This window comes from Cloacibacillus sp. An23 (assembly GCF_002159945.1).
In the GTDB taxonomy this organism is placed as follows: Bacteria; Synergistota; Synergistia; order Synergistales; family Synergistaceae; genus Caccocola.
The window spans coordinates 79448-100531 of record NZ_NFJQ01000007.1; the positions used below are offsets into that span (position 1 = coordinate 79448).

Genomic DNA, 21084 nt, shown 5'->3' on the forward strand with positions numbered 1-21084 from the left:
GGCGCGGCCTGTTCGGACAATATATTTAAGGGGAGATATTCAATGGATTTTGCCGGAATTTTCGACAAAAATTTCTTTTCTTTCGCCGAGATGCTGGGCGGAGCGCCGGGCGGCGGTATACTGCGCCTGACCGCGCCGTCTCTCGCCGCGGCTAGCGGACAGCCGCACGCCGGAGAGAATTACGCGCTGCTCGCCGAGGGGGCCGGGCGCGAGGACGTAGAGGCAGCCGCCGGCTTCTTCGCCGGGCGCGGCGCGGGGTTCGTCACTCCGTGGCTGCCGCGGACGCCGCAGGCCGTGGCGCGCGCGCTCGAGGAACGCGGCATCGAGCGCCGCAGGATATACACCTCGATGTATCTGCCGCTCGAAGCCGGGCGCGGGAAGGACGCGCGCGAGGCCGTCCGCGTAACCGGCGAAAATTCCGCACGCTGGGCGGAGGCGGCGTGGTTCGCCTTCGGGGGCGAGGCCGGAGAGGCCGCCGAAGCTTACGTGCCCTTCGGGAAATATCTCGCGAAACATCCGAAAAACCGCGCTTTCGCCCTCGAGGAAGAAGGCCGCTTCGTCTCTACCGCGCTCATCCACGAGACGGACGACGCTTACGGCCTCTACTACTTCGCCACCGTGCCGGAGCGCCGCAGGCGCGGGCTGGCCGCGAAGCTGATGGACGGCGTGACCGCGGCTCTGCCGGAGAAAAAGCCGCTCGTCCTGCTCGCGACGGAGGCCGGACTTCCGTTCTACATCAACTACGGCTTCAAGATAATAGACAAGGTGCCGATCTACTGCGCCGGGGACGACATCTAAAAAATTCCGTGGCGGGGCGTTTTTCAGCGCCTCGCCGCTTTTTAGGGAATCTTCGCTTAAACTCCGAATCGCTGCTGCGCGCCGCGGGAGTTCCCGCGATAGACGTCTGCGGCATCCGCATGGACACGAAAGACGGCGCTGACATGAGCGGCGGCTATCACTGCTGGGCGCAGTTCTGCGTCCCCGGCTGCGGATGGGCGACGGCCGACCCCGCCGACGTGCGAAAAGCGATGCTCACGGAAAATATCGAGCTCAAGGACGCCGGCAAATGGATAGATTTCTTCTGGCTCGGCGCGGACGGCAGCCGCGTGATACTCGAGCGCGGAGCGCGCGGCGTGGCCTTCGCCCCCGCCCAGGCCGCCGGCGAGCTGAACTATTTCATGTACCCGTACGCGGAAGTGGACGGCAAGGCGCTGAACTACCTGAGCGCGAAAGAATTTTCCTACAAGGTGACCTATAACACGAAATAGGGAAACAAATACGCGATTTTTGAATTTCCGAAAACACCGCGCCGCGCGCCGATTCAAAGACGCGCGGCGCTTCGCCGCCGCTTCTGCTAAGCCGCGCCGGGCACGAGCCGTTTTCCGCCGCCGTCCGCATGCTGCGACAGTTTACAGACGCTTGAACGTCCGCTCAAAATCAAGTGAAACTGGTAGAAATTGTGTCTAAACACGGTACAATACGAGAAGATTGACAAATCCCATTTACTGGCGCGGCGGCTTATACGCAAGACCCCGCGCACGGAAACGCGCGGGGCTTTGTGATTCAGGCGGAGCGCCGTCGGAGGAAACCGCGGGCTAGATGAACAGCTCGTTTTCCTTCCTCGACGCGCACGGCTCTTTGAGCATGTTCGCGACGGCCTCCCTCATGGCGGGGGCTATGTCGCGGGCTTTTTTCGGGCATATCGAGACGCAGCGCATACAGCCGATGCACTTTTCGCCGTCTACGTTCGCCGGGTCTTTTAAGTCTATCGCGCCGACCGGGCAGTTCCGCGCGCAGAGGCCGCATTTCACGCATTTTTCGCCGGCCTGCGGGACGAGCTTCGCCGCCGGAAGAGGCTTGTACGGGCGGCTGCCGGGCACGGCGGGAGCCGATTCGCAGCCTTTTTCTATCTTCTCCGCTATTCTGCGCACGAAGCCTTCGAGCTCTTTTTTGTCCTCCGCGTCCGGCCTTCCCGCGCCGTACTGGCGCGCTATCGAATGCTCGGCTATCGCGGCCGCTGCGGCGATTACGCGGAATCCGCTTTTTTCGGCTATGTCCTGCATCTCGGCGAGCGTGTCCTCGTAGGCCCTGTTGCCGTAGACGCATACCAGAACGCAGCGCGCGCCGCCGCCCTTTATCTCGCCGAGGCGCTCCGCCGCGACCGCGGGGACGCGTCCGCCGAACGACGGGACGGCTATAACGGCCACGTCGTCCGTGCCCAGCCCCGCCGCAAAATAATCCGCGCCGGCCTTGGTAAGGTCTATCTCCTCCGCCGCGCCGCCGAGCGCCTTCGTCAAAATGTCCGCGCCGCGCCGCGTTCCTCCCGTCGGGCTGAAAACTATACTTACGACTCTCATTTTTATTTCCCTCCACACGTTGTAAAATTTAATTTTACAGCTTAATTATATTGCGCCTTGCCGCGATGTCAACGTTTACATTCGAACACTGCGACATTATAATTTAACCAATCTGCGCGTGTGGGAAAGAAAGGCGTATGATATGTACATAAGCACAAAATGTTCTATAGCGCTCCACTGCCTCGTCTTCATCTGCGAATACGGCGGGAGCCACAAGGTCACCAGCTCGCTCCTGTCGCGCTCCTCCGGCGTCAGCGCCGTCACCGTCAGGAATATACTCGGCGCGCTGAAAAAGGACGGCGTGATATCGGTGAAGGCGGGAACCGGCGGGGCGGCGCTGCTTCTGCCGCCGCGTGCCGTGACGCTGTACCGCGTCTGGCGCGCGGTCGAGCCGGATTTCCTCGAGAAGCTCATAGGCGTCCACCCGTCTCCGTCGCGCCGCTGCCCCGTCGGCAGGAATATCCGCTCCGTTCTCGAACGTTCGTACGGAAGGATAAGGGACGACCTTCGCCGGAGCCTCGAAAGCGTCACGCTGGAAGACCTTGCGGAAGACTACCGGGCCTTCCTGAGCGCGGAACGGACGGACTAGACGGTCGCGCTCCCCGCCCTGCTCAGCGCGCGGAACGGCGCGCTTTCGTTCGGACTGCGCCGCCGCCCGGCGCGCAGACGCCGCTTCGGGATATTGCGCCGCGCCGGAGCGTGCCGCAGGACGCCGGGCGGAGCTTTCCGGGCTGTGTTCGCGCCGCGCCTCTGCGAGATGCCGCCTGTCATGCGCGCCGGCGGGGTTTCTTATTTTTCTTTCTCCGCTTCGTGTTCTTCTCTCGTTATCGAGTATATTAGGTGCGGCATTTCCTTCCCTTTGTATATTTTCACCAAACGGCCGCGTTCCTTCATGCCAAGCCTCTCAGCCACGCGCCGCGAGGCGTTGTTTTCCGGGCGTATCTCGGCTATGGCCTCGCCGGCGTCCGTGCGCGCGAAAATATAGTCTATCGCGGCCGCGGCCCCTTCCGCCGCGTAGCCTTTTTTCCAGAACTCCTTGCCGAGTATGTAGGCGACGCCCGGGCGCGGCTCGCCTTCCACGTTTTCGACGAGCGGGCCGACGAAGCCCGCGAGCCTGCCGCTTTTCTTCTCCACGGCGGCGAGGAAGCTCATGCCGTCGCGCCGGTACCTCGCTATGTTTTCGGCTATCCACGCGCGCGTCTCTTCGTCCGAGAAGCCGTGTTCCCAGGCGTACATTACTTCCGCGTCGCCGAGAATCCGGCGCGCCTCCGCGAAATCGTCTTCCGTCAGCTCGCGCATCACGAGCCGCTCCGTTTCTATCCTTATCATGAAAAAGTCCTCCCCCGGGCGCAGGGCCCCGACGTTTTATACTCGATTAACTGTTCATACAAATATGTGCCGCTACGCAAATCTTCTGCGCCCGGTGGGGCCGCCGCCCCATACTCAGCGGCATCCATCGCGGCTGCGCCGCTTCGCCTCGGCGTCGTGGGCCCGGACGGAACATCTCAGGGGCGGGCCGGGCGGAAGACTGCCGGAATGACGCAAAGGTTTGCTGTTTTAGTTAATTCACTATATTTTTCTCCCTGCCCGTCACGGCGTATGGGAAATTTCCCCCCGCGCGCCGTTCGACGCGGCCCGCCTTGCCGTCAGCGCCGCGTGTGTGACGCCAGGCCTCCGCGCTGATTGCCGGAGGGCTGTTTTCCCGGCGCCTCGCGGCTTTTCCAGCCGTTTTACTGCCAGCTGTTGGCGTTCATCATGTGGAGCTTGAGCGCTATATCGACGGCGAGCCGCTCTTCGTTGTTGTGGAGGTCGGCGTCGAGCAGCTCGCATATCTTCGCGAAGCGGTATTTGACGGAGTTATAGTGTATGAACAGCAGCCCGCTCGCCTTTTTGAGGTTCCAGCCGCTTTTTATCACGGCTTCGAGCGTCTCCGTCAGGGCGGCGTTGTATTTCGCGTCGTAGTCGGCGAGCGGCTTCACGTAACGCGCGATGAACTCGCCGGCCTCCTTCGTCCCCGATATGGCGGAGAGGAGCCTGTATATCCCCATGCGGCTGTAGAAGAGGATGCAGTCGAACTGCTCCGTCTGGTAGCCGAGGTTTATCGACGTGCGCGCCTGAGTGTAGCTTTTGTGTATGTCGCGGATGTTCGGGAAATATTCTCCGACGCCCATAGTCACGGTGAAGATCATCTTTCCCGCTATCGCGCGGCGTATTTCGCCGAAGACGCCTTCGAGCTGCGCGTAAGTCCTGCTCTGGTCGTATTTGTCGGGCGATATGATGAATACCGCGAGGTCGCTCTGTCTGTAGCACTTCGCGTTGGGAAAGACGGCGAGCATACGGCTTACCGATACGTCGAAGATGCTGCGCGACGCCTCCTGAAGTTCGCCGTCGCGTTCGAGGTCGTAGCCCGTGACGTAGCATTTTTTTATGTTGTTGATATCGACGACGGCGACGAAGCCGCCGTTGCGCAGGTCCCAGCCGTAAAGGCGCGCGCGGTTGTGTATCTCGCTTTCGGTTTTGACGTTGTTGGTCAGCAGGTCTTCGAGGAATACGTCGCGGTATTTGTCCTCGATGCGCTGGCTTGATATGCGGTCCATCATACGCAGAGTCAGCACCATCGCCGCGTATTCGAGCGCCGTGCGCACCACGCCGTCGTCGCGGCAGCCCTCGCCGTCCCTGTCGAGCACGATGTAGCCGAAGTTTTCGACGCTGTTGGAGACCTTGTGGCATAGGTAGTGGGAGAGCAGTTCCGGCGTGATGCGGTCGAAGTCCATCCCGGCGAAGCGCGCGCAGATGTCCCCGGAGCCGTCGGAGCAGCAGACCCGGCGGAAGTACATGTCCACGAACACGGCGCTGCGCCCTATGAGCGACCGCAGCGCGGAGAGCACGTCGCCCGCGTCGTTGCCGTTGACCGCGAGGCGCAGGAATTCGTTGTGTATCTTGTCGGAGTAGATGAGCCTGGCGGACTGCCTGTCCACTATCGCCGCGATCACCGGGTTTATTATGTCGCGGAAGGCGAATTTCTCAGGGACTGAGAGTATCGGGAAGCCGAGAAGGTCCGCGGCCGCGACCGCCTCCTTCGGCAGCTCGCCGATGAAGCGCCCGGACTTCACGCCGAGCCCCGCGGCGTTTTTCTTGTGAAGCTGGTATATAAGCTCCGTCATCTTACGCTCGTCGTCCTTCACGCCGTAGGCCGTCGTGAGCACGAACTCCTCGCCGCGCAGCCACGCGGCTCCGTCAGGCGTGTCTAACACCGTCACGGACGAGACCCTGCGCCGCGCGCCGCTTTTGCCCGCGATCATCCTCACGCCCGACAATGAGGGCATTCCCAGCATATCTTCGACAGTCACGAAATTTTCGCTCACAGGCATCTCTCCCAGTCCGCCGCCGCAGGCGCCGTATGTTTGTCTCCGCGGTACAAATCCGTCAGGCTTTTTATTATACCATGCGCTGCTTTGCGGGGCTGCGGAAAGCTGCGGCCTTTGCGATTTGTCCTCCGGGTACATAAATTCCGCCCGCCGTTTGTACTAAAGCGACGAATGCGCGGCTTCGCGGCCCGCCGCCGCCTCCGGCCCGCCGCGCTCTGTACGCGCGGTACAAAAACATGCGCGCAGCGATGTCCGCGCCCGATAATTTCACGAGCCGGGCCCGCCCCTATAATTTAACCCGTCCGGCGGGAAGGGCGCCCCGGGCCGCCGCGCTACATCAGCGGAAGGACGTGTTGTGTGGTTATGCAGGATTATCTCAAGATAGCCAACTCCGGCATGGCGTGGATATTGTGTTCGGTGACGATAATTATTACGGTTCTTCAGGCGGTCCTCTACATGAGGATGGCGAAAAAGACCGCGGCTGAGGCGAAGCTCGATCCGAGCGTCGCGAAGACGTCGTTCAGAATCGGCCTCATATCGGCGATTGGGCCCGCGATGGGCGTATTTATAGTGATGGTCGGCCTTATGGCGGCGATAGGCGGGCCGATGGCGTGGCTGCGCCTTTCGATAATCGGCGCGGCCCCGACGGAGCTGACCGCCGCCACCTACGGAGCGCAGGCCTCGGGCGTCGAGCTCGGCGGCCCCGGCTACGGCCTGACGGCTATGGCGGTCTCGTGGTTCGCGATGGCTTTGAACGGCGCGGGGTGGCTCGTCTTCACGGGGCTCTTTACGCCGAGCCTCGAGAAGCTGCGCGACAAGATGAGCGGCGGAGACACGAAATGGCTGATAGTCCTCTCCGGGGCCTGCTCTCTCGGAATATTCGGCTATCTCAACAACAACGAGATAATCAAAGGCGGCGGCAGCGCCGTGGCCTCGATATGCGGCGCGCTCAGCATGGTGTTCCTCGTCAGGTGCGTCGTGCCGAAGTGCCCGAGGCTGATGGAATACTCGCTCGGCATAGCGATGATCGCGGGAATGGCCTGCGCCGTGTTCTTCGACACGATGGCTGGAAAGTAGAAGGGAGCGCCGCGTTATGGAAAATATTATGAACGAATGGAAAAGGAACTGCGTCAGGATAGGCGCGCCGACCAACCTGCTCGCGGCTGCGACGGCCTTCATCCCCGTGCTGTGGCTCTGCTTCACCTACGACTGCTGGCCCGCGCTCGACGTGGTGCTGCTGGCTTGGAGCATGGTCGCGCTTTCCTTCGCGCCGATGTACTTCGTCGAGCCGGTCTCTTACTACGCGGCGCTCGGGATGTCGGGGACTTATCTGAGCTTCCTCTCCGGCAACATAGGCAATATGCGCGTGCCGGTCGCGGCCCTCGCGCTCGAGACGACCGGCAGCAGGCCCGGCACGATACAGGCCGAGGTCTCTTCCACGATGGCGATATGCGGCTCGATAATAACGAACCTCGCCTTCACGACGATGGCGGCGGTCGTAGGCGCGGCGGTCGTCGCGGCTCTGCCTGAATTCATCGTGGACGCGCTGACGAAATACGCCGCCGCGGCGATATTCGGCGGCACCTTCGGCAACTTCGCCATAAAATACCCGAAAGTGGCGGTGTTCGCGCTCGGCCTGCCGCTCGCGGTACGGCTCACCGTGGGAGCGCCCGCGTGGCTGCTCATAGTGCTGTCCGTATTCGGAAGCCTGGGCGTGGCGAGATTCTTCTACACGCGCGAACAAAAGGCCGCGTAAACGTAAAGCGGAAAAAATTAAGGAGGCCGTTACGATGTGGCGTGAATGCGAAAAATTACAGGATTACATAGTCAGGATAAGAAGAGGGCTGCACGAGATACCGGAGACCGGCTTCGACCTGCCGGAGACGCGGGCATTCATATGCGCGGAGCTCGACAAACTCGGCCTGACGTATAAAAAGAACGAAGGCGACTCGGGGATTATCGGGGAGATAAAAGGCGGCGCGCCGGGGAAGACCATACTGCTGCGCGCGGACATAGACGCCCTGCCGGTAAAAGAGGATACGGGGCTGCCCTTCGCCTCGAAGCACGACGGGAAGATGCACGCCTGCGGCCACGACTCGCACGCGGCCATGCTCATCGGCGCGCTGAAGGTGCTGAACGAGCACAAGGACGAGCTGCGCGGGAACGTGAGGTTCGTATTCCAGACGGCGGAAGAAATCTCGAAAGGTTCCCAGATAGCGATAAAAGAGGGCGTCATGGACGGAGTGGACGCGGTGTTCGGGCTGCACATCGGCTCGATACTCGGCCCGTCGCTGCCGTCGGGGACTCTCTCCGTCGTGCCCGGCTGCTGCATGGCTTCCTTCGACCGCTTCGCGATAACCGTCAAGGGAAACGGCTGCCACGGTTCGACTCCCGAAAAAGGCGTGGACCCCATCAGCATCGCCTGCAATATAGTCCTGTCGCTCCAGGAGATAACAACGCGCGAGATAGCGGGAACGAAGCCCGCCGTCCTCACGGTGGGAATGATAAACGGCGGCTTCGCCTATAACATCATACCCTCCGAGGTAAAGATAGAGGGGACTATCCGCGCCGTCGAAGAGCCGGTGCGCCGGCAGCTCGCGAAGCGCATCGAAGAAATATCCAAAGGCATAGCCGCCGCTTTCCGCGGAAGCGTGGACTTCCTCATGGACTGGGGCGCGCCGCCGGTCGTCAACGACCCTGTGATGGCGGCGCTCGCGGCTGAGGCCGCGGCGAAAGTGCTCGGCGCGGAACACGTCGTCACGACGCAGGACGCGCCGAACATGGGCGGCGAAGACTTCGCGTACTATCTCGCGGAAAAGCCGGGCGCCTTCATGTTCCTGAGCTCGGCCGACCCGGCGAAGCACAGCGACACGCCGCACCACAATCCGAAATTTATGATAGACGAAGACGTTCTCTGGAAGGGAAGCGCCGTCTTCGTCGCGATAACGGAAGACTACCTCGGGCCGGAAAGCGCGTAGCGCCGCGCGCCTGCGGCCGTATACTCTGAGTGCTGCAACTGATCCATCTACCTATGCTAGGCGCGGAACCGGCGCGGCGCCTCCGTACGGAGGCAGCCGCGTCGGTTTTTTCAGGCCGTGGCGGAGCGCTCGCCGAGGCTTCCGCGTGGGCGCCGGTTTGGGATAAAATATGTCGCGGAACACGAAGAACGAAAAGGGGAGAAAGCTGATGATAGACCTCGAAGGGCTCTGGCGCGACGCGAAAGCGGACGCTCCCGTCTGCGCCGTCACGGGCGCGACGAAGAACATGGTGCTGAACGCGATAACGGAAGGCGCGCGCAGCGTCGAAGATGTGGAAAAAAGCGTACCGCTCTGCGGCGGCGAGTGCGCCGGGCGGAACATATCCGCCTGCGGCTGCCGCGAGAACGTCGGGGCCTTATTGAAAATATACGTCCCGGTCTACGAAATGATGACCGAAGGCGGCGGCTGCCGCCACGCGAAGCCCGCGCCGAAGCCGGCGGCCTGTCCCGGCGTGCGTACCGAAAAATGCGGCGGCTGCACGGGCTGCGGCGCGTAGCGGCGGTCTTACATTTTCAAAGAGACTGATGCGGGAAACGCAGCGAGGCGCTGAAAAAACGAAAGCAGCCGCGCGAGGCCGCCCATACTTCGGAAGCCCGCGCGGCCTTAAAGCGCCCGGCGGGCGGAGTTCTTATGTGCGCGCCAGGGAAACCGGGGACGGATGACGGAGCGCCGGAGTTTTATACCCGATTGACCTTCATACAAATATACGCCGCCCCGCGGATTTTCTGCGCCCGCAGCCGGGGCATGTCCTGCGGGGCCCCGTTCCTTACCAGACGGCATCCGTCGCGGCCGTACCGCTTCATTCAGCCTCGGCGTCAGGGACGGGGAATCTCCCGGACAGGACGTTTCCGGGGTAAGATTGCCGGAACGATATAAATGCCCGCCGTTTTAGTTAATTCACCGTAATCAGACGGCGCGGGCGTCCCGCCGTCTTACCATCCGCCCTGAACGTGCTCGAAGTAGCGCGCCACCTTGCGCAGCTGCGCCGGGATGTCGAGCCCCTGCGGGCACTGTCCAGCGCACGCGCCGCAGCCGTCGCAGAGCGCCGCCTCGTTGCCCATGCCTTTCAGCGCCATGCCGTAGTTCATCATGCTGATGTGGATGACGTCGAACGCGTGGTTGCCGTTGTACAGCGAGAAGCAGGCCGGGATGAACACGCCCTTCGGGCACGAACACTTGCCGCACTCCGTGCACGGTATCCCGCCCTTCGATTTGAGCAGGGCGCGCACTTTGTCCAAAGCCTCGAGCTCTTCCGCAGAAAGCGGCTCGTCCGATTCGTCGGCGAGACGCAGGTTCTCCTCCACCTGCTCCATCGAGTTCATGCCGGAGAGCAGCAGGCTCACCTCGGGCTGGTCCCAGACCCAGCGCAGCGCCCATGCCGCGGCGCTGCGGCGGACGCCCGTCGCGTCGAGGATGTCCATGGTCTCGCGCGGAAGCTGGTTCGCGAGCATTCCGCCCATGAGCGGCTCCATCGCGACGAAGCCCATGCCGCGGTTCGCCGCCGCGCGGATGCCGGCCATTCCGGCCTGGAAGTTTATGTCGTGATAGTTGCAGATGTGCTGGCAGAACGAGAAATCGTAAAAATCCAGCACCTCGCGGAAAAGTTCCGGAGTATCGTGGAACGAAAAGCCGACGTAGCGCACCTTGCCGCTCTTCAATATCCTGTCGAGGAAATCGTGTAGGCCGAGATTGACGACGTTGCCCCACGTGCATTTCATGATGTTGTGGACGAGATAGAAGTCCACGTAGTCCGTCCCGAGGCGCTCGAGCTGCCTGTCGAGGAACATATCCATGTCTTCGGTCTTCTCTACCGCCCATATCGGGAGCTTCGTCGCGACGAAGACCTTGTCGCGTCCTATCTCTTTCAGCGCCTTGCCGACGAACGGCTCGCTCGCTCCGCCCTTGTTCTGGTCGAGGCCGTGATATGGCCAGCTCGTGTCGATGTAATTCACGCCGCCGTCCACCGCGCGGCGCACGAGCTTCATCGCCTCAGCCTCGTCCACCTTCCCGTAGTCGTCCCCTATTATGGGAAGCCTCATCGTCCCGTAGCCGAGTACGGAAACCTTTTCGCCCGTTTTTCCGAAAGTCCTGTACTTCATCGCGTCGTCTTCCTCCTTAACGGCAGATTTTTTTTACCCCACGTTTTGTCTTTATTGAAATTTGCCGAAGGGCGGCACGAGCCAACAGCGCGCGGCTTACGCAGCCGCGCTGTTTCATGCGTTGCGCCTCCCGTGTATCCTGTACGTTCCGGCGCGCCGCGCCGGAAGGGCGCTATCATGCGCCGAGCTTTATGCGTTCGTAGTGCGGTTCCAGTTTTTGGTCAACTGTGATAGAAAATATTTCGAGGATCGGGAGCCTGCGCCAGACGGTCTCGCGTCCTCCCGCCGTTATCTTCACGTCGCAGAGGCCGAGTATCGAGCCGCGCCCTATGTCGAAAGATGCGGAGCCGCCCGCGGCGACCGGCGGCGCTGCGAAGTTGCCGGACCATTTTTCCATGCCGGTCTGCGATATGCGCAGCGACGTTATTTCGTATCCGCTTTCGTTGACGATCTCAAGCGGCCATTCGCTTCCGCCGGCGGCGAAAACGCAGCGAGGCGCCGAAAAAATAAAGGCCGCCGCTATAATGACGGGAATCATCCTTAAAACAGTCTTCATCATGCGGCGGCTCCCCTTTCGCCCGAATTTGCGGCGCGGCCCGCGCCTTCTCGTTCTTTTACATAATTATACCCGAAACGCCGGCGCGGCGGAGCGTCGTTGCTTCCGCGCGCCGCCGCGGGAATTTGCGCGCTTACAGGCTCTCTTTGAATATCTCGACTATTTCGTCGCGCTCCAGGACCTTGTAGCCGCCCTTGAGCACGAGCGTCGAGTCGGCGAGACCTTCGACCATGTCGGGCGTCGCGCCGAGCTCGGAAATGTTCATCGCGAGGCCGAGCTCCTTCATCCACGACTCCATAGCCGCGAGTCCTTCGAGCGCGGTCTGCTCGTCCGTCTTTCCGGCCGCGTCCACGCCCCATACTTCGATCGCGAAACGCTTGAACTTCGCCAGTCCGTAAGGCATGATGTGGCGGTAGTAAGGCAGCGAGACCGCGGCGAGCGTCATGCCGTGCGTCGCGTCCGTGTACGCGCCGACCGCCTGTCCGAGCATGTGTACCATCCAGTCGGTCGTCTTGCCCTTCGCGACGAGCGTATTCAGCGCCCACGTCGCCGTCCACATGATGTTGGAGCGCGCCTCGTAGTCCCCGGGGTTCGCGTTCGCCTTGCGCGAGCTGTGTATCAGCGACCTCATCAGCCCTTCGCTGATGTAGTCGCTCGTGTTGTCGTCGTCGCCGGAGAAGTACTGCTCGCAGATGTGGTTGAAAATGTCGTATATGCCGGAGACCATCTGACGTTTCGGCAGGCTGAGTGTGAAGCGCGGATTCAGTATCGAGAACTTCGGCATCACGTTCTCGCCGAAGACGTGGCCTATCTTGAGCTTTTTCTCGTGGTTCGTGATGACAGAGCCGCCGTTCATCTCCGAGCCGGTCCCCGCCATCGTCAGCACGCAGGCGACGGGCAGGACTTCGCAGCTCGGTTCTTCGAAGCGGATGTAATATTTCTCCCACGGGTCTTCGCCGCAGTTGACGGAGACCGCGACGGCCTTCGCGTAGTCGCAGCACGAGCCGCCTCCGACGGCGAGGATGAGGTCGGTCTTGTTATCGCGCGCTATCTTCACGCCCTCGTACAGCTTTTCGACGGTCGGGTTCGGCATGACGCCGCCGTCCTCGATTATGTTCTTGCCGTTGGCTTTGAGGATCGCCGTGACTTCGTCGTAGATTCCGTTTTTCTTGATCGAGCCGCCGCCGTAGACGAGCTGTACGTTTTTGCCGTACTTAGGCAGTTCCTCGTTCAGCCCCTTGAGGGCGTCCTCTCCGAAATAGAGCTTTGTCGGGTTGCAGTAGGTGAAATTTCCAAGCATGTCTTTTGCCTCCGTTTATCGCAATATCAGTAAAATTTCGCGAGGGCTTAAGCCTCTGACTTTTTTCATAAAACAATATAATTCCTCGGAGCGAAAAGAGCCAATGCTTATTATTGAACATATCTTCATGCCTCGGGGGCATGTCGGGAAATTTCGGAAAATCCAGAGCGCGGAGACGCGTATGAAAATCTGCAAAAAGTCGCGGAAATCCGCGGCGCGGCGCGATATAAGGCGCGCGCCGGCGAAGGACGGAAAGCGGCGTAGATTCAGCGAGGCGCTGAAAAATTCGGATTCTCGCCGGCGGCTTTGCGCGCGGACGGCGCGTGCGAAACATCGGGCTTCCGCGCGCGGAATATGCCGGCGCGGAGCGCCGTACCCTGCGCGGAACGTCCGGCGGCTTTTGAAAAGTCCGCCGCCGAAGCCGCGCCGCGTTCGCTTTTACGCATGATACAGCGCCCCGCGGGCGTTTTGTGAAAATCATGTAAAACCCGCGAGGCGCTGAAATTTTCAGCTTTTATGTGAAATCTTGCAAAATTCCGCGGCGCGGCGGTCCGTTCACCGCGCCGCCCGGCCTATCTCCATTTCTCGCGCACGAGCGGCGTATCGTCCCATTCGAGCGCCGTCAGGAATGAACGCGCGCGCATCTCCTCGAGCGGAGCCTCCATCGTCTCGCGCATGGAGGCCGGGACTTCGAGACGCACGGCTACGTCCTCGCCGTATTCGGTCTTTATGCGGTCTTCCGTGAAGCCCCACTTGCGCAGCGTCGTGTCGAGAGTTTTTGAATAATCATAGCCGCAGCGCAGCAGCAGCGCGTTATGGAACTCCATCTCGACGGCTCCGGCCTGTTCGACGGCGAGCTCCGCGGCGGCCTTGTACGCGTCGATGAGGCCGCGCACGCCGAGCTTTATGCCGCCGAAGTAGCGCGTCACGACTATGAGCGTGTTCGTCAGCTCGCAGCGCTTTATCACGCCGAGTATCGGGCGGCCCGCCGTGCCGGAGGGCTCGCCCGCGTCGGAGCAGTGCTCGAGCGGCGTCCCCGTCCCTATCCTGTAGGCCCAGCAGTGATGGTTGGCCTTCGGGTAGAGCTCGGGGAATTTTTTTATAATCTCAGCCGCCTCTTCCGCCGAGAGCACTGTGCGCACGGAGCCGATGAAGCGCGAGCGCTTCTCCGTGAACTCCGCGTCGCAGTCCGTGCGCGGCGCGCGGAACGTGGTTACTTTATCTCCGGCCATATCGCCTTGAGCCGCTTGTAGGTCGAGGCGAGCGACTCGGAGAGCACGCGCACCTCGCCTATGACCGGCATGAAATTCGTGTCGCCGTTCCAGCGCGGCACTATGTGCATGTGCAGGTGCTGGTCGATGCCCGCGCCGGCGACCTTGCCGAGATTCATGCCGATGTTGAAGCCGTGCGGATTCATCAGCTTTGTCAGGGCGCGCACGCACTTCTGCATGAGCGCCGTCATCTCCGCGAGTTCCTCCGCCGAAAGCGAAGTCACATCGCATGTGTGGCGGTAAGGCACGACCATCAGATGCCCGGGGTTGTACGGGTAGGCGTTCATAATCACGAAGCAGTGAGCGCCGCGCTCGATTATCATGCGCTTCTCGTCCTCGTTCCGCTTCGGGAACTCGCAGAAAATGCAGCCTTCTATCTTTTCTTCGTCTGAATTTGAGAGAATATAGTCCGCGCGCCACGGCGCGAAAATCTTTTCCATAACGCCATCTCCTTGTAAAAATTATCCTCTACATTATATTGCTTTTATTGGTTTTTATGCGCGCGATGATATAAAATGTATATACGTCAAAATCATGACATTGAGGGGGAATAGCAATGAAGATAAACAGAAGGCTCGCCGTGGTTCTCGCCGCCGTCGCGCTCGCGCTCTTCGCCTGCGGCGCGGCTTCCGCGAAGGAGGCGGCGCACGAACGGCGCATACGGCTCGCGACCGACCTTATCAACAAGATGGCGATAGAAGAGGACGCGGATGCGCTGGCGAATGTCATAAAGTCCGGCAAGGGCGTCGCGATATTCCCGAAAGTGACGAAAGCGGGCCTCGGCCTCGGCGGGCAGACGGGCGAAGGGCTCGTACTGCTGCGCAATAAAAACGGCACGTGGAGCGGCCCGGCGTTCATGGGCATCAACGGCGCTTCGATAGGATTCCAGATCGGCGTACAGTCGGTGGGCCTCGTGCTCGTCATTACGAACAACGACGGCCTCCACGCGTTCACCGGCGGCAACAGCTTCAAGCTCGGAGCCGACGTCGCGATAGCCGCCGGCCCCGTCGGCCGCGACACATCGGCGGCGACAGACGGCCGCGCGCAGGCCTCTATATACAGCTACTCGATGTCGAAGGGCCTCTTCGCCGGAGTCTCTATAGACGGCTGCGTGATAAACCAGAACCGCGACGCGAACAAAGCCTACTGGGGGCGCGACATGTCCGCGCAGGCGGCGCTGAAAAAGCCCGCGAACAACAAAAAGATCCAGGGCCTCGTCAAAGCGCTGAACAATCTCGTGAAGAAGGCGAAGTAGCCGCGCGCGAATGTTTTTTTGCATATCGAGATATGAGCTGACCAGTACTTTATGCTAAGTTAATATCTACAAATGCTCGGCGTTACCGTAAACTCTAAATGGCCATAGATCGAAATGGCTCCTGTATTCCTAATGGGAGCCATTTTTTGATTTATATGTGTTTGCTCGTTTAAACATCCATCAATCGTTCTCTAAGCTTCTTTTAGTCACTGTGGATGAACACATGACTTCCGTCCTGTGATCTGCTTCATTGAAAGTTCCTGTTGCTTGCTTATGTCGCTTGTGGTGGTCGGCATTAATAAATCCAGTCTAAATCGAAGTGCTCTTTATATTTTGGAGCGTCTATTGATTCATCAAAAAGATGATTTTTAATGATTTTTACGAGTTTATTAATTCCTAGTGCTATCTCATCTTCATTTGCTTTGCTTATGCTAATACGTAAGTAATTATTGTTCTTAAATTCGTTTAAGAAAAACATTCGTGTGTCCATTAGACAAATTCTATTTTTCAATAATTCTAGCTGAATTTGATCGAACTGAATTTCTTTATTTATTTTCATACAGGCGTAAAATCCAGAATCTGGTATACTCCATTCTATATCATTATCATTTAATGTATCAGCAATTTCTTGCAATTTTGCCATGCGTTTAACATATATATCCCTTATCATTTTAGTGTTCTTTTTAAACATTCCGCTGCTTAGATAGATTGCTAAAGTACTTTGTGAAAGAGTTGCACATTGTGTGTCTGTCCATCTATGAAAATCTATAAATGTATTCAACAAAAGTTGGGGAAGTACAATAGCAGCTATTCGCAGTCCGGGTTGCACAATTTTTGAAAAACTTTTTATATAAATTACGTGATCATGTATATCATAATAGTGCAAAGGGCATCGTTTATTAGACGTGTCAAAATCAGCAGCAATATCATCTTCAACAATGTATACGTTATATTTTTTTGCCAACTTTACTATTGCTTGTTTTTCTTCAATTGTATAAGATTGGCCTGTGGGGTTATGGAATCTTGGAATGGTATAAAAAAATTTAATATTATCATAATGAAAGATTCTGTCTAATTCCTGCAGCGATAAACCTTCAAAACCACGTTTGATACCCTCTCTAGGAGTGTTATTGACTTCAAGACTTTTTAGTACCCCATAGTATGTAGGCTGTTCAACAAGGACCTTATCTTTACCGTTAGGAAATGGCATGCGGCATAAAATATCAAGCGCTTGTTGTGACCCGGAAACCATCACAATGTTGTCCGTATCAGTATAAACTTGGTACCCTTCAAGATGTGTTTTCATTATCTTTAATAAGTCTTTATGTCCTTGCGGAGCGGTGTATCTATATGCTTGCGTGGTGTACAGATTTATTGCCTTCAACATACATTGCTGAATATCATGTATAGGAATATTACGTGTATCAAGTGAGCCAGAAAAGAAATCGATAAGCGGCGAAACCGCTTTAAATCTTTCATTGACGCCGAGCACAAAATATCCTTTTTTGGGAATTGAATAAATAAAGTTATCGTGCTCTAGAGAATCGTATGCAGACTGCACTGTTCCAATACTTACTTGAAATATGTTCGCCATTTCCCGTAACGACGGCAATTTTTCATTAGGCAACATATTGCCGCTTTGTATGTTTTCCAAAATATGTGCCGAAATACATTCATGCTTTTTCAATATATGTTACACCTTCTCAATAACTGTAATAGCACAGTGTTAATAATTTTTTCTTGAAGCCTAATGTGTAATATTATAGCATTGAGATACACACAATTTTAGAAAGGGGAATACGTAATGGAGAACAATGCGGTAAAAGCGTCAAAGAAATTGCGTAGGCCGACTTTATCTGAAGCCATCACACCATTGTTGGTAATGTTTGTTTTGTTATTAGTAGGGCGGGGAATATATGGATTAGATATAAATCCGTTGTTATTAATTTCGGCAGCAGTCGCTTCTGTTATAGCCTATAAAGTTGGTCTGAATTGGGATGATATGATAAATGGCGTGTCCGAAAAAATAGCGAAAGCGTTGCCTGCAATACTAATATTAGTTGTAGTTGGAGCTGTCGTAGGTTCTTGGATGTTATCAGGGACTATTCCAATGTTAATATATTATGGAATTGAAATTGTTTCGCCTAGGTATTTTTATGTTACAGCTTTTATCGCATGTATGATTCTTTCTACCTCAACAGGTACTTCATGGGGTTCTGTCGCAACAATTGGAGTTGTTCTGATTGTTATAGCAGAAAGTCTTCAGATCCCGCTCCCAGTTGCAGCCGCTTCTATAGTTGGTGGGTCATATTTTGGGGATAAGATGTCGCCTCTCTCTGATACAACGAATCTTGCTCCATTAGCAGCAGGTGCGCAACTGTTTGATCATATTAGACATATGTTCTATACGACCGTACCTGCGACATTGTTCGCATTAGTTGTGTATTATTTTATGGGGCTAGGAATCACTGTAGATCAGCAAACGACAAGTGCGACGATCACAGCAATGAAAAATAATTTAGATATGATTTTTAACTTTAATATTTTTGTATTACTTCCTGTTGTTATCATAATAGCGGGATCTGTCACACAGAAGCCAACGATTCCTGTTATGATGCTTTCAAGTTTTGTAGCTTGTCTACTTGCTTATTTTTACCAAGGTTTTTCTTTGGTTCATGTTTTTTCCGGAATCGTTGGTGGATTCACAAGTGATATGATAGTAGATAAAGGTATAGATGTAGGGATATTAGTTCCTGAGGTACAAGGGCTTATAAATCGTGGCGGTATGATGTCAATGATGGAAACAATTCTGTTAGTATTATGTGCTTTTTCATTTGCAGGAATAATTTCTAAAGCTGGGTGCTTAGACGTTATACTGACGAAACTGCAGGAATTTGTTAAAGGGCGGCGAGGTCTCATCACGTCGACAATGGCTTCGACAATACTAATGGCAATTGCGACAGGCAGTGATTTTCTTACTATCATGATCCCAGGTGAATTATTCGCTGATACATACAAAAAAATGGGGTTTGCCGCGCGTAATCTGTCAAGAACATTAGAAGATTGCGGTACATGCGTTGTTGCTCTTATTCCTTGGTCTGCAGCTGGAGCATATTGTTCAGGGGTCTTAGGTGTAGCGACTTTAGATTATCTTCCATATTGCTTCTTTGGCTTTGCATCAGTAACAATGGCATTTATCTGTGCAATGACTGGCTTTGGCGTCATGACGTTAGATCAGGAAAAAGCACTGCAGAACAAACGGAGGAAATAAAATATGTATGCAGATAAAATTGAAACATACCTCCAAAATAAATTACCAGAAATGTTAGATATGTTGGCTAATTTAGTAAATAGAAATACTAGTTCAGACTATAAACCTGGGGTAGACGAAGCTGGTAATTTTTTAGCACAGGAATTTGAGAAGATTGGGTTTAATATTGAGATATTACGTAATGTAAAAGTCGGCAATAGCGTTATAGCAAGAAAAACAGGTAATAATATAAAAGTATTGTTAATATGCCATATTGATTCCGTATTCCCTGAGGGTACGGACTATATCAAGCCTTTTACCATTAACGGAAATATAGCAAAAGGCAATGGCGTGCTAGATATGAAAGCATGTTTGGTGGGTTGCATATATGCGTTAAAAGCTTTAAAAGAACTTAGAATATCTAATCTGCCAACTATTACCGTATTCCTAAGCGGAGATGAAGAAAAAGGCAGTGAGGCTGTTATACCAATTATTGAACGAGAAGGGAGGATCGCAGATTGGGCGCTTGTTACAGAAGGATCTAGGCCTGGCAAAGCGGTTGTAACCCAGCGTAAGGGAAATGCTTATCTTAAGATAGTTACACGTGGCCGCGCCGCGCATGCAGGTAATGAACCACAGGTTGGGCGCAATGCCATTGTGGAACTTGCTAATAAAATAGTTACGCTTCAAAGTTTAAATGATTTTGAAAAGGGTACAACTGTTACAGTAACGACAATTTCTGGAGGAGAAAACCGTATTGTCGTTCCAGATTATGCAGAAGCACACGCTGATATTAGATTTTATACAATAGAAGAATGGCAAAGAATAAATGATACAATAAAAGAGAGACTTTCATTCTCTGAAATAGATGGAGTTTCCGTTGAATATCAACTAACATTTAACAGGCCGCCATTAACACGTGTGCCAGGTTCAGAGAGATTATTACAGATAGTTAAAGAAGCTAGTACAGAATTAAATATTCCGTTTTTGCAAGTTCAGCCCGGAGGTGTAAGTGATGGAAATTTTGTTTCGGCCATTGGAACACCAACAATTGACGGGCTTGGGCCATGTGGTGGTATGATGTGTTCTCCGGAGGAGTACCTAGAAATCGATTCTATGGTACCATGTGCAGCCAGGTTGGCATTAACAATTATGAAATTGGGAAATAGCTTGAAATAAATATTATAAATACAATTTTGCACACAAGAAACAAAGACTCCTTTTATTATGGGTGTCTCTGTTTCTTGTGTATCGTGTTTTTTCAGCGCCTCGCGGGATTTTCCGCGCGTCTTACTTCAGCAGGTTCCCGTCCTCGAAGTAGTCTATCTTCATCGCGCGGCGCACGTCGGCCATAGTCTCGGCGGCTTTGCGCTCCGCGACCTCGCTTCCCTTGCGCAGTATCTCGCAGACCTCGGGCAGACGCTTTTCCCACTCTTTGCGGCGCTCGCGTATCGGGCGCAGCTCTTCCTGCATGACGTTGTTGAGGAACTTCTTCACCTTCACGTCGCCGAGGCCGCCGCGCTGGTAATGCGCCTTGAGCTCGTCGAGGTTCGCGTACTCGGGCAGGAACTGCTCGAAATATTCAGGGCGGCAGAAGGCGTCCAGGTAGATGAACACGGGGTTGTCCTCGATGTGCCCCGGGTCCTGCGCGCGGATGTGCAGCGGGTCGGTGTACATCGACATGACCTTCTGGCGTATCTCCTCCGGCTCTTCCGAAAGATAGATGCAGTTGCCGAGCGACTTGCTCATCTTAGCCTTGCCGTCGGTGCCAGGCAGGCGCAGGCAGGCCCGGTTGTCGGGGAGCATTATCTCCGGCTCTGTCAGCGTCTCGCCGTAGACGGCGTTGAATTTGTGGACTATCTCGCGGCACTGCTCGAGCATCGGGGCCTGGTCCTCGCCGACCGGGACGATGGTCGCGCGGAAGGCCGTGATGTCAGCCGCTTGGCTTATCGGGTAGCAGAAGAAGCCGACGGGGATGCTGGCTTCGAAGTTGCGCATCTGTATCTCGGCCTTGACCGTCGGGTTGCGCTGCACGCGCGAGACCGTGACGAGGTTCATGTAGTAGAAGGTCAGCTCCGTGAGCTGCGGAATCATCGACTGTATGAATATCGTGGATTTCGCCGGGTCTATACCGCAGGCAAGGTAGTCGAGCGCGACCTGGAGGATGTTGCTGCGCACTTTTTCGGGATGCTCGGCGTTGTCGGTGAGCGCCTGCGCGTCCGCTATCATTATGTATATCTCGTCGAATCTGCCGGAGTTCTGGAGCGCCACGCGTCCTTTGAGCGAGCCTACATAATGTCCCACGTGGAGGCGGCCCGTAGGACGGTCGCCGGTCAATATTATCTGTTTCATCGTATGCTCCTTTTAACGATTTATTCCGCCCGCAGCGTCCGTCCGCGCGGGCCGTGCTTCATGTTCTTTGCATGCGCTTCCGATAGAAAGCGCCGCTATGAATTATATTGTGAAAAGGCGGCGGTATCAACACCGCGCGGCGGGGGACGGGCCGCGAGCCGGTTTCATGCGCGAAGTCGCGGGCGGCGCCGCGTATTCCGTTAAGTTGCTTCTTAGGCTGCAAGCCGGCGGCGCGCCG

General features: G+C 56.0%; 20 protein-coding genes. 10 read left to right on the plus strand and 10 right to left on the minus strand.

Features of this window, described 5'->3' with window-relative positions; genetic code table 11:
* Positions 1 to 42 precede the first annotated feature (42 nt).
* Entirely contained in the window at positions 43 to 798 is a 756-nt protein-coding gene (locus B5F39_RS08065; RefSeq protein ID WP_143330695.1) for a GNAT family N-acetyltransferase, read from the plus strand.
* A gap of 8 nt (positions 799 to 806) precedes the next feature.
* Positions 807 to 1268: a transglutaminase family protein gene (locus B5F39_RS14255; RefSeq protein ID WP_158095989.1), complete on the plus strand. Its 462-nt coding sequence runs from the start codon at positions 807 to 809 to the stop codon at positions 1266 to 1268.
* A gap of 327 nt (positions 1269 to 1595) precedes the next feature.
* On the opposite strand, the gene B5F39_RS08075 is transcribed toward B5F39_RS14255, so the two are convergent.
* Positions 1596 to 2357, minus strand: a complete 762-nt coding sequence (locus tag B5F39_RS08075; protein WP_087365766.1) for an EFR1 family ferrodoxin — start codon at positions 2355 to 2357, stop codon at positions 1596 to 1598.
* A gap of 142 nt (positions 2358 to 2499) precedes the next feature.
* On the opposite strand from B5F39_RS08075, the gene B5F39_RS08080 reads away from it, so the two are divergent.
* Positions 2500 to 2946: an Rrf2 family transcriptional regulator gene (locus B5F39_RS08080; RefSeq protein WP_087365769.1), complete on the plus strand. Its 447-nt coding sequence runs from the start codon at positions 2500 to 2502 to the stop codon at positions 2944 to 2946.
* A 200-nt stretch (positions 2947 to 3146) separates the two neighbouring features.
* Here B5F39_RS08080 and B5F39_RS08090 read toward each other — a convergent pair whose 3' ends face one another.
* Positions 3147 to 3686 carry a GNAT family N-acetyltransferase gene (locus tag B5F39_RS08090; protein WP_087365774.1) on the minus strand — a complete coding sequence of 180 codons (540 nt, stop codon included), beginning with the start codon at positions 3684 to 3686 and terminating at the stop codon, positions 3147 to 3149.
* A 401-nt stretch (positions 3687 to 4087) separates the two neighbouring features.
* A complete protein-coding gene (locus B5F39_RS08095) occupies positions 4088 to 5722 on the minus strand; it encodes a PucR family transcriptional regulator (protein ID WP_158095990.1) in 1635 nt (544 codons plus the stop codon).
* Between the two features lie 366 nt (positions 5723 to 6088).
* On the opposite strand from B5F39_RS08095, the gene B5F39_RS08100 reads away from it, so the two are divergent.
* The 4 genes from B5F39_RS08100 to B5F39_RS08115 all read left to right on the plus strand — a co-directional run bounded on the left by B5F39_RS08100 (position 6089) and on the right by B5F39_RS08115 (position 9259).
* Positions 6089 to 6802 carry a DUF5058 family protein gene (locus B5F39_RS08100; protein ID WP_087365780.1) on the plus strand — a complete coding sequence of 238 codons (714 nt, stop codon included), beginning with the start codon at positions 6089 to 6091 and terminating at the stop codon, positions 6800 to 6802.
* A 16-nt stretch (positions 6803 to 6818) separates the two neighbouring features.
* Positions 6819 to 7481, plus strand: coding sequence for a hypothetical protein (locus tag B5F39_RS08105; RefSeq protein WP_087365783.1), 663 nt, complete (start codon positions 6819 to 6821; stop codon positions 7479 to 7481).
* 34 nt (positions 7482 to 7515) lie between these two features.
* Positions 7516 to 8703, plus strand: coding sequence for an amidohydrolase (locus B5F39_RS08110; protein WP_087365786.1), 1188 nt, complete (start codon positions 7516 to 7518; stop codon positions 8701 to 8703).
* Positions 8704 to 8872: 169 nt separating this feature from the next.
* Complete coding sequence (locus B5F39_RS08115) at positions 8873 to 9259, plus strand: hypothetical protein (RefSeq protein ID WP_087365789.1); 387 nt, start codon at positions 8873 to 8875, stop codon at positions 9257 to 9259.
* 436 nt (positions 9260 to 9695) lie between these two features.
* On the opposite strand, the gene B5F39_RS08120 is transcribed toward B5F39_RS08115, so the two are convergent.
* From B5F39_RS08120 to B5F39_RS08145, 5 genes are all read right to left on the minus strand, one after another.
* Positions 9696 to 10862, minus strand: coding sequence for an aldo/keto reductase (locus B5F39_RS08120; protein ID WP_087365792.1), 1167 nt, complete (start codon positions 10860 to 10862; stop codon positions 9696 to 9698).
* Positions 10863 to 11037: 175 nt separating this feature from the next.
* Entirely contained in the window at positions 11038 to 11421 is a 384-nt protein-coding gene (locus B5F39_RS08125) for a hypothetical protein (protein ID WP_087365795.1), read from the minus strand.
* Between the two features lie 130 nt (positions 11422 to 11551).
* Positions 11552 to 12718, minus strand: coding sequence for an iron-containing alcohol dehydrogenase (locus B5F39_RS08130; protein WP_087365798.1), 1167 nt, complete (start codon positions 12716 to 12718; stop codon positions 11552 to 11554).
* 572 nt (positions 12719 to 13290) lie between these two features.
* The gene (locus B5F39_RS08140) at positions 13291 to 13950 is read right to left on the minus strand and encodes a YigZ family protein (protein WP_087365804.1); all 660 of its coding nucleotides are present in this window, start codon (positions 13948 to 13950) and stop codon (positions 13291 to 13293) included.
* Positions 13932 to 14429, minus strand: coding sequence for an HIT domain-containing protein (locus tag B5F39_RS08145; RefSeq protein WP_087365807.1), 498 nt, complete (start codon positions 14427 to 14429; stop codon positions 13932 to 13934). Before B5F39_RS08145 ends, B5F39_RS08140 begins: the two co-directional genes overlap by 19 nt.
* 116 nt (positions 14430 to 14545) lie before the next feature.
* Here B5F39_RS08145 and B5F39_RS08150 point away from each other — a divergent pair, with 116 nt between their 5' ends.
* The gene (locus tag B5F39_RS08150) at positions 14546 to 15244 is read left to right on the plus strand and encodes a lipid-binding SYLF domain-containing protein (RefSeq protein ID WP_087365810.1); all 699 of its coding nucleotides are present in this window, start codon (positions 14546 to 14548) and stop codon (positions 15242 to 15244) included.
* A 295-nt stretch (positions 15245 to 15539) separates the two neighbouring features.
* Here the strand turns inward: B5F39_RS08150 and B5F39_RS08155 are convergent, their stop codons facing one another.
* Positions 15540 to 16931 carry a PLP-dependent aminotransferase family protein gene (locus tag B5F39_RS08155; RefSeq protein ID WP_204245075.1) on the minus strand — a complete coding sequence of 464 codons (1392 nt, stop codon included), beginning with the start codon at positions 16929 to 16931 and terminating at the stop codon, positions 15540 to 15542.
* A 117-nt stretch (positions 16932 to 17048) separates the two neighbouring features.
* On the opposite strand from B5F39_RS08155, the gene nhaC reads away from it, so the two are divergent.
* A complete protein-coding gene (gene nhaC / locus B5F39_RS08160) occupies positions 17049 to 18515 on the plus strand; it encodes a Na+/H+ antiporter NhaC (RefSeq protein WP_087365813.1) in 1467 nt (488 codons plus the stop codon).
* Positions 18516 to 18518: 3 nt separating this feature from the next.
* Positions 18519 to 19673: a M20 family metallopeptidase gene (locus B5F39_RS08165; protein WP_087365816.1), complete on the plus strand. Its 1155-nt coding sequence runs from the start codon at positions 18519 to 18521 to the stop codon at positions 19671 to 19673.
* Between the two features lie 111 nt (positions 19674 to 19784).
* On the opposite strand, the gene trpS is transcribed toward B5F39_RS08165, so the two are convergent.
* Positions 19785 to 20846, minus strand: a complete 1062-nt coding sequence (gene trpS, locus B5F39_RS08170) for a tryptophan--tRNA ligase (protein WP_087365819.1) — start codon at positions 20844 to 20846, stop codon at positions 19785 to 19787.
* Positions 20847 to 21084 lie beyond the last annotated feature (238 nt).

Coding starts and splice junctions, on each gene's coding strand:
- B5F39_RS08065 (WP_143330695.1), top strand. CDS start 43: ATGGATTTTGCCGGAATTTTCGACAAAAATTTCTTTTCTTTCGCCGAG.
- B5F39_RS08075 (WP_087365766.1), bottom strand. CDS start 2,357: ATGAGAGTCGTAAGTATAGTTTTCAGCCCGACGGGAGGAACGCGGCGC.
- B5F39_RS08080 (WP_087365769.1), top strand. CDS start 2,500: ATGTACATAAGCACAAAATGTTCTATAGCGCTCCACTGCCTCGTCTTC.
- B5F39_RS08090 (WP_087365774.1), bottom strand. CDS start 3,686: ATGATAAGGATAGAAACGGAGCGGCTCGTGATGCGCGAGCTGACGGAA.
- B5F39_RS08100 (WP_087365780.1), top strand. CDS start 6,089: ATGCAGGATTATCTCAAGATAGCCAACTCCGGCATGGCGTGGATATTG.
- B5F39_RS08105 (WP_087365783.1), top strand. CDS start 6,819: ATGGAAAATATTATGAACGAATGGAAAAGGAACTGCGTCAGGATAGGC.
- B5F39_RS08110 (WP_087365786.1), top strand. CDS start 7,516: ATGTGGCGTGAATGCGAAAAATTACAGGATTACATAGTCAGGATAAGA.
- B5F39_RS08115 (WP_087365789.1), top strand. CDS start 8,873: ATGTCGCGGAACACGAAGAACGAAAAGGGGAGAAAGCTGATGATAGAC.
- B5F39_RS08120 (WP_087365792.1), bottom strand. CDS start 10,862: ATGAAGTACAGGACTTTCGGAAAAACGGGCGAAAAGGTTTCCGTACTC.
- B5F39_RS08125 (WP_087365795.1), bottom strand. CDS start 11,421: ATGATGAAGACTGTTTTAAGGATGATTCCCGTCATTATAGCGGCGGCC.
- B5F39_RS08130 (WP_087365798.1), bottom strand. CDS start 12,718: ATGCTTGGAAATTTCACCTACTGCAACCCGACAAAGCTCTATTTCGGA.
- B5F39_RS08140 (WP_087365804.1), bottom strand. CDS start 13,950: ATGGCCGGAGATAAAGTAACCACGTTCCGCGCGCCGCGCACGGACTGC.
- B5F39_RS08145 (WP_087365807.1), bottom strand. CDS start 14,429: ATGGAAAAGATTTTCGCGCCGTGGCGCGCGGACTATATTCTCTCAAAT.
- B5F39_RS08150 (WP_087365810.1), top strand. CDS start 14,546: ATGAAGATAAACAGAAGGCTCGCCGTGGTTCTCGCCGCCGTCGCGCTC.
- nhaC (WP_087365813.1), top strand. CDS start 17,049: ATGGAGAACAATGCGGTAAAAGCGTCAAAGAAATTGCGTAGGCCGACT.
- B5F39_RS08165 (WP_087365816.1), top strand. CDS start 18,519: ATGTATGCAGATAAAATTGAAACATACCTCCAAAATAAATTACCAGAA.
- trpS (WP_087365819.1), bottom strand. CDS start 20,846: ATGAAACAGATAATATTGACCGGCGACCGTCCTACGGGCCGCCTCCAC.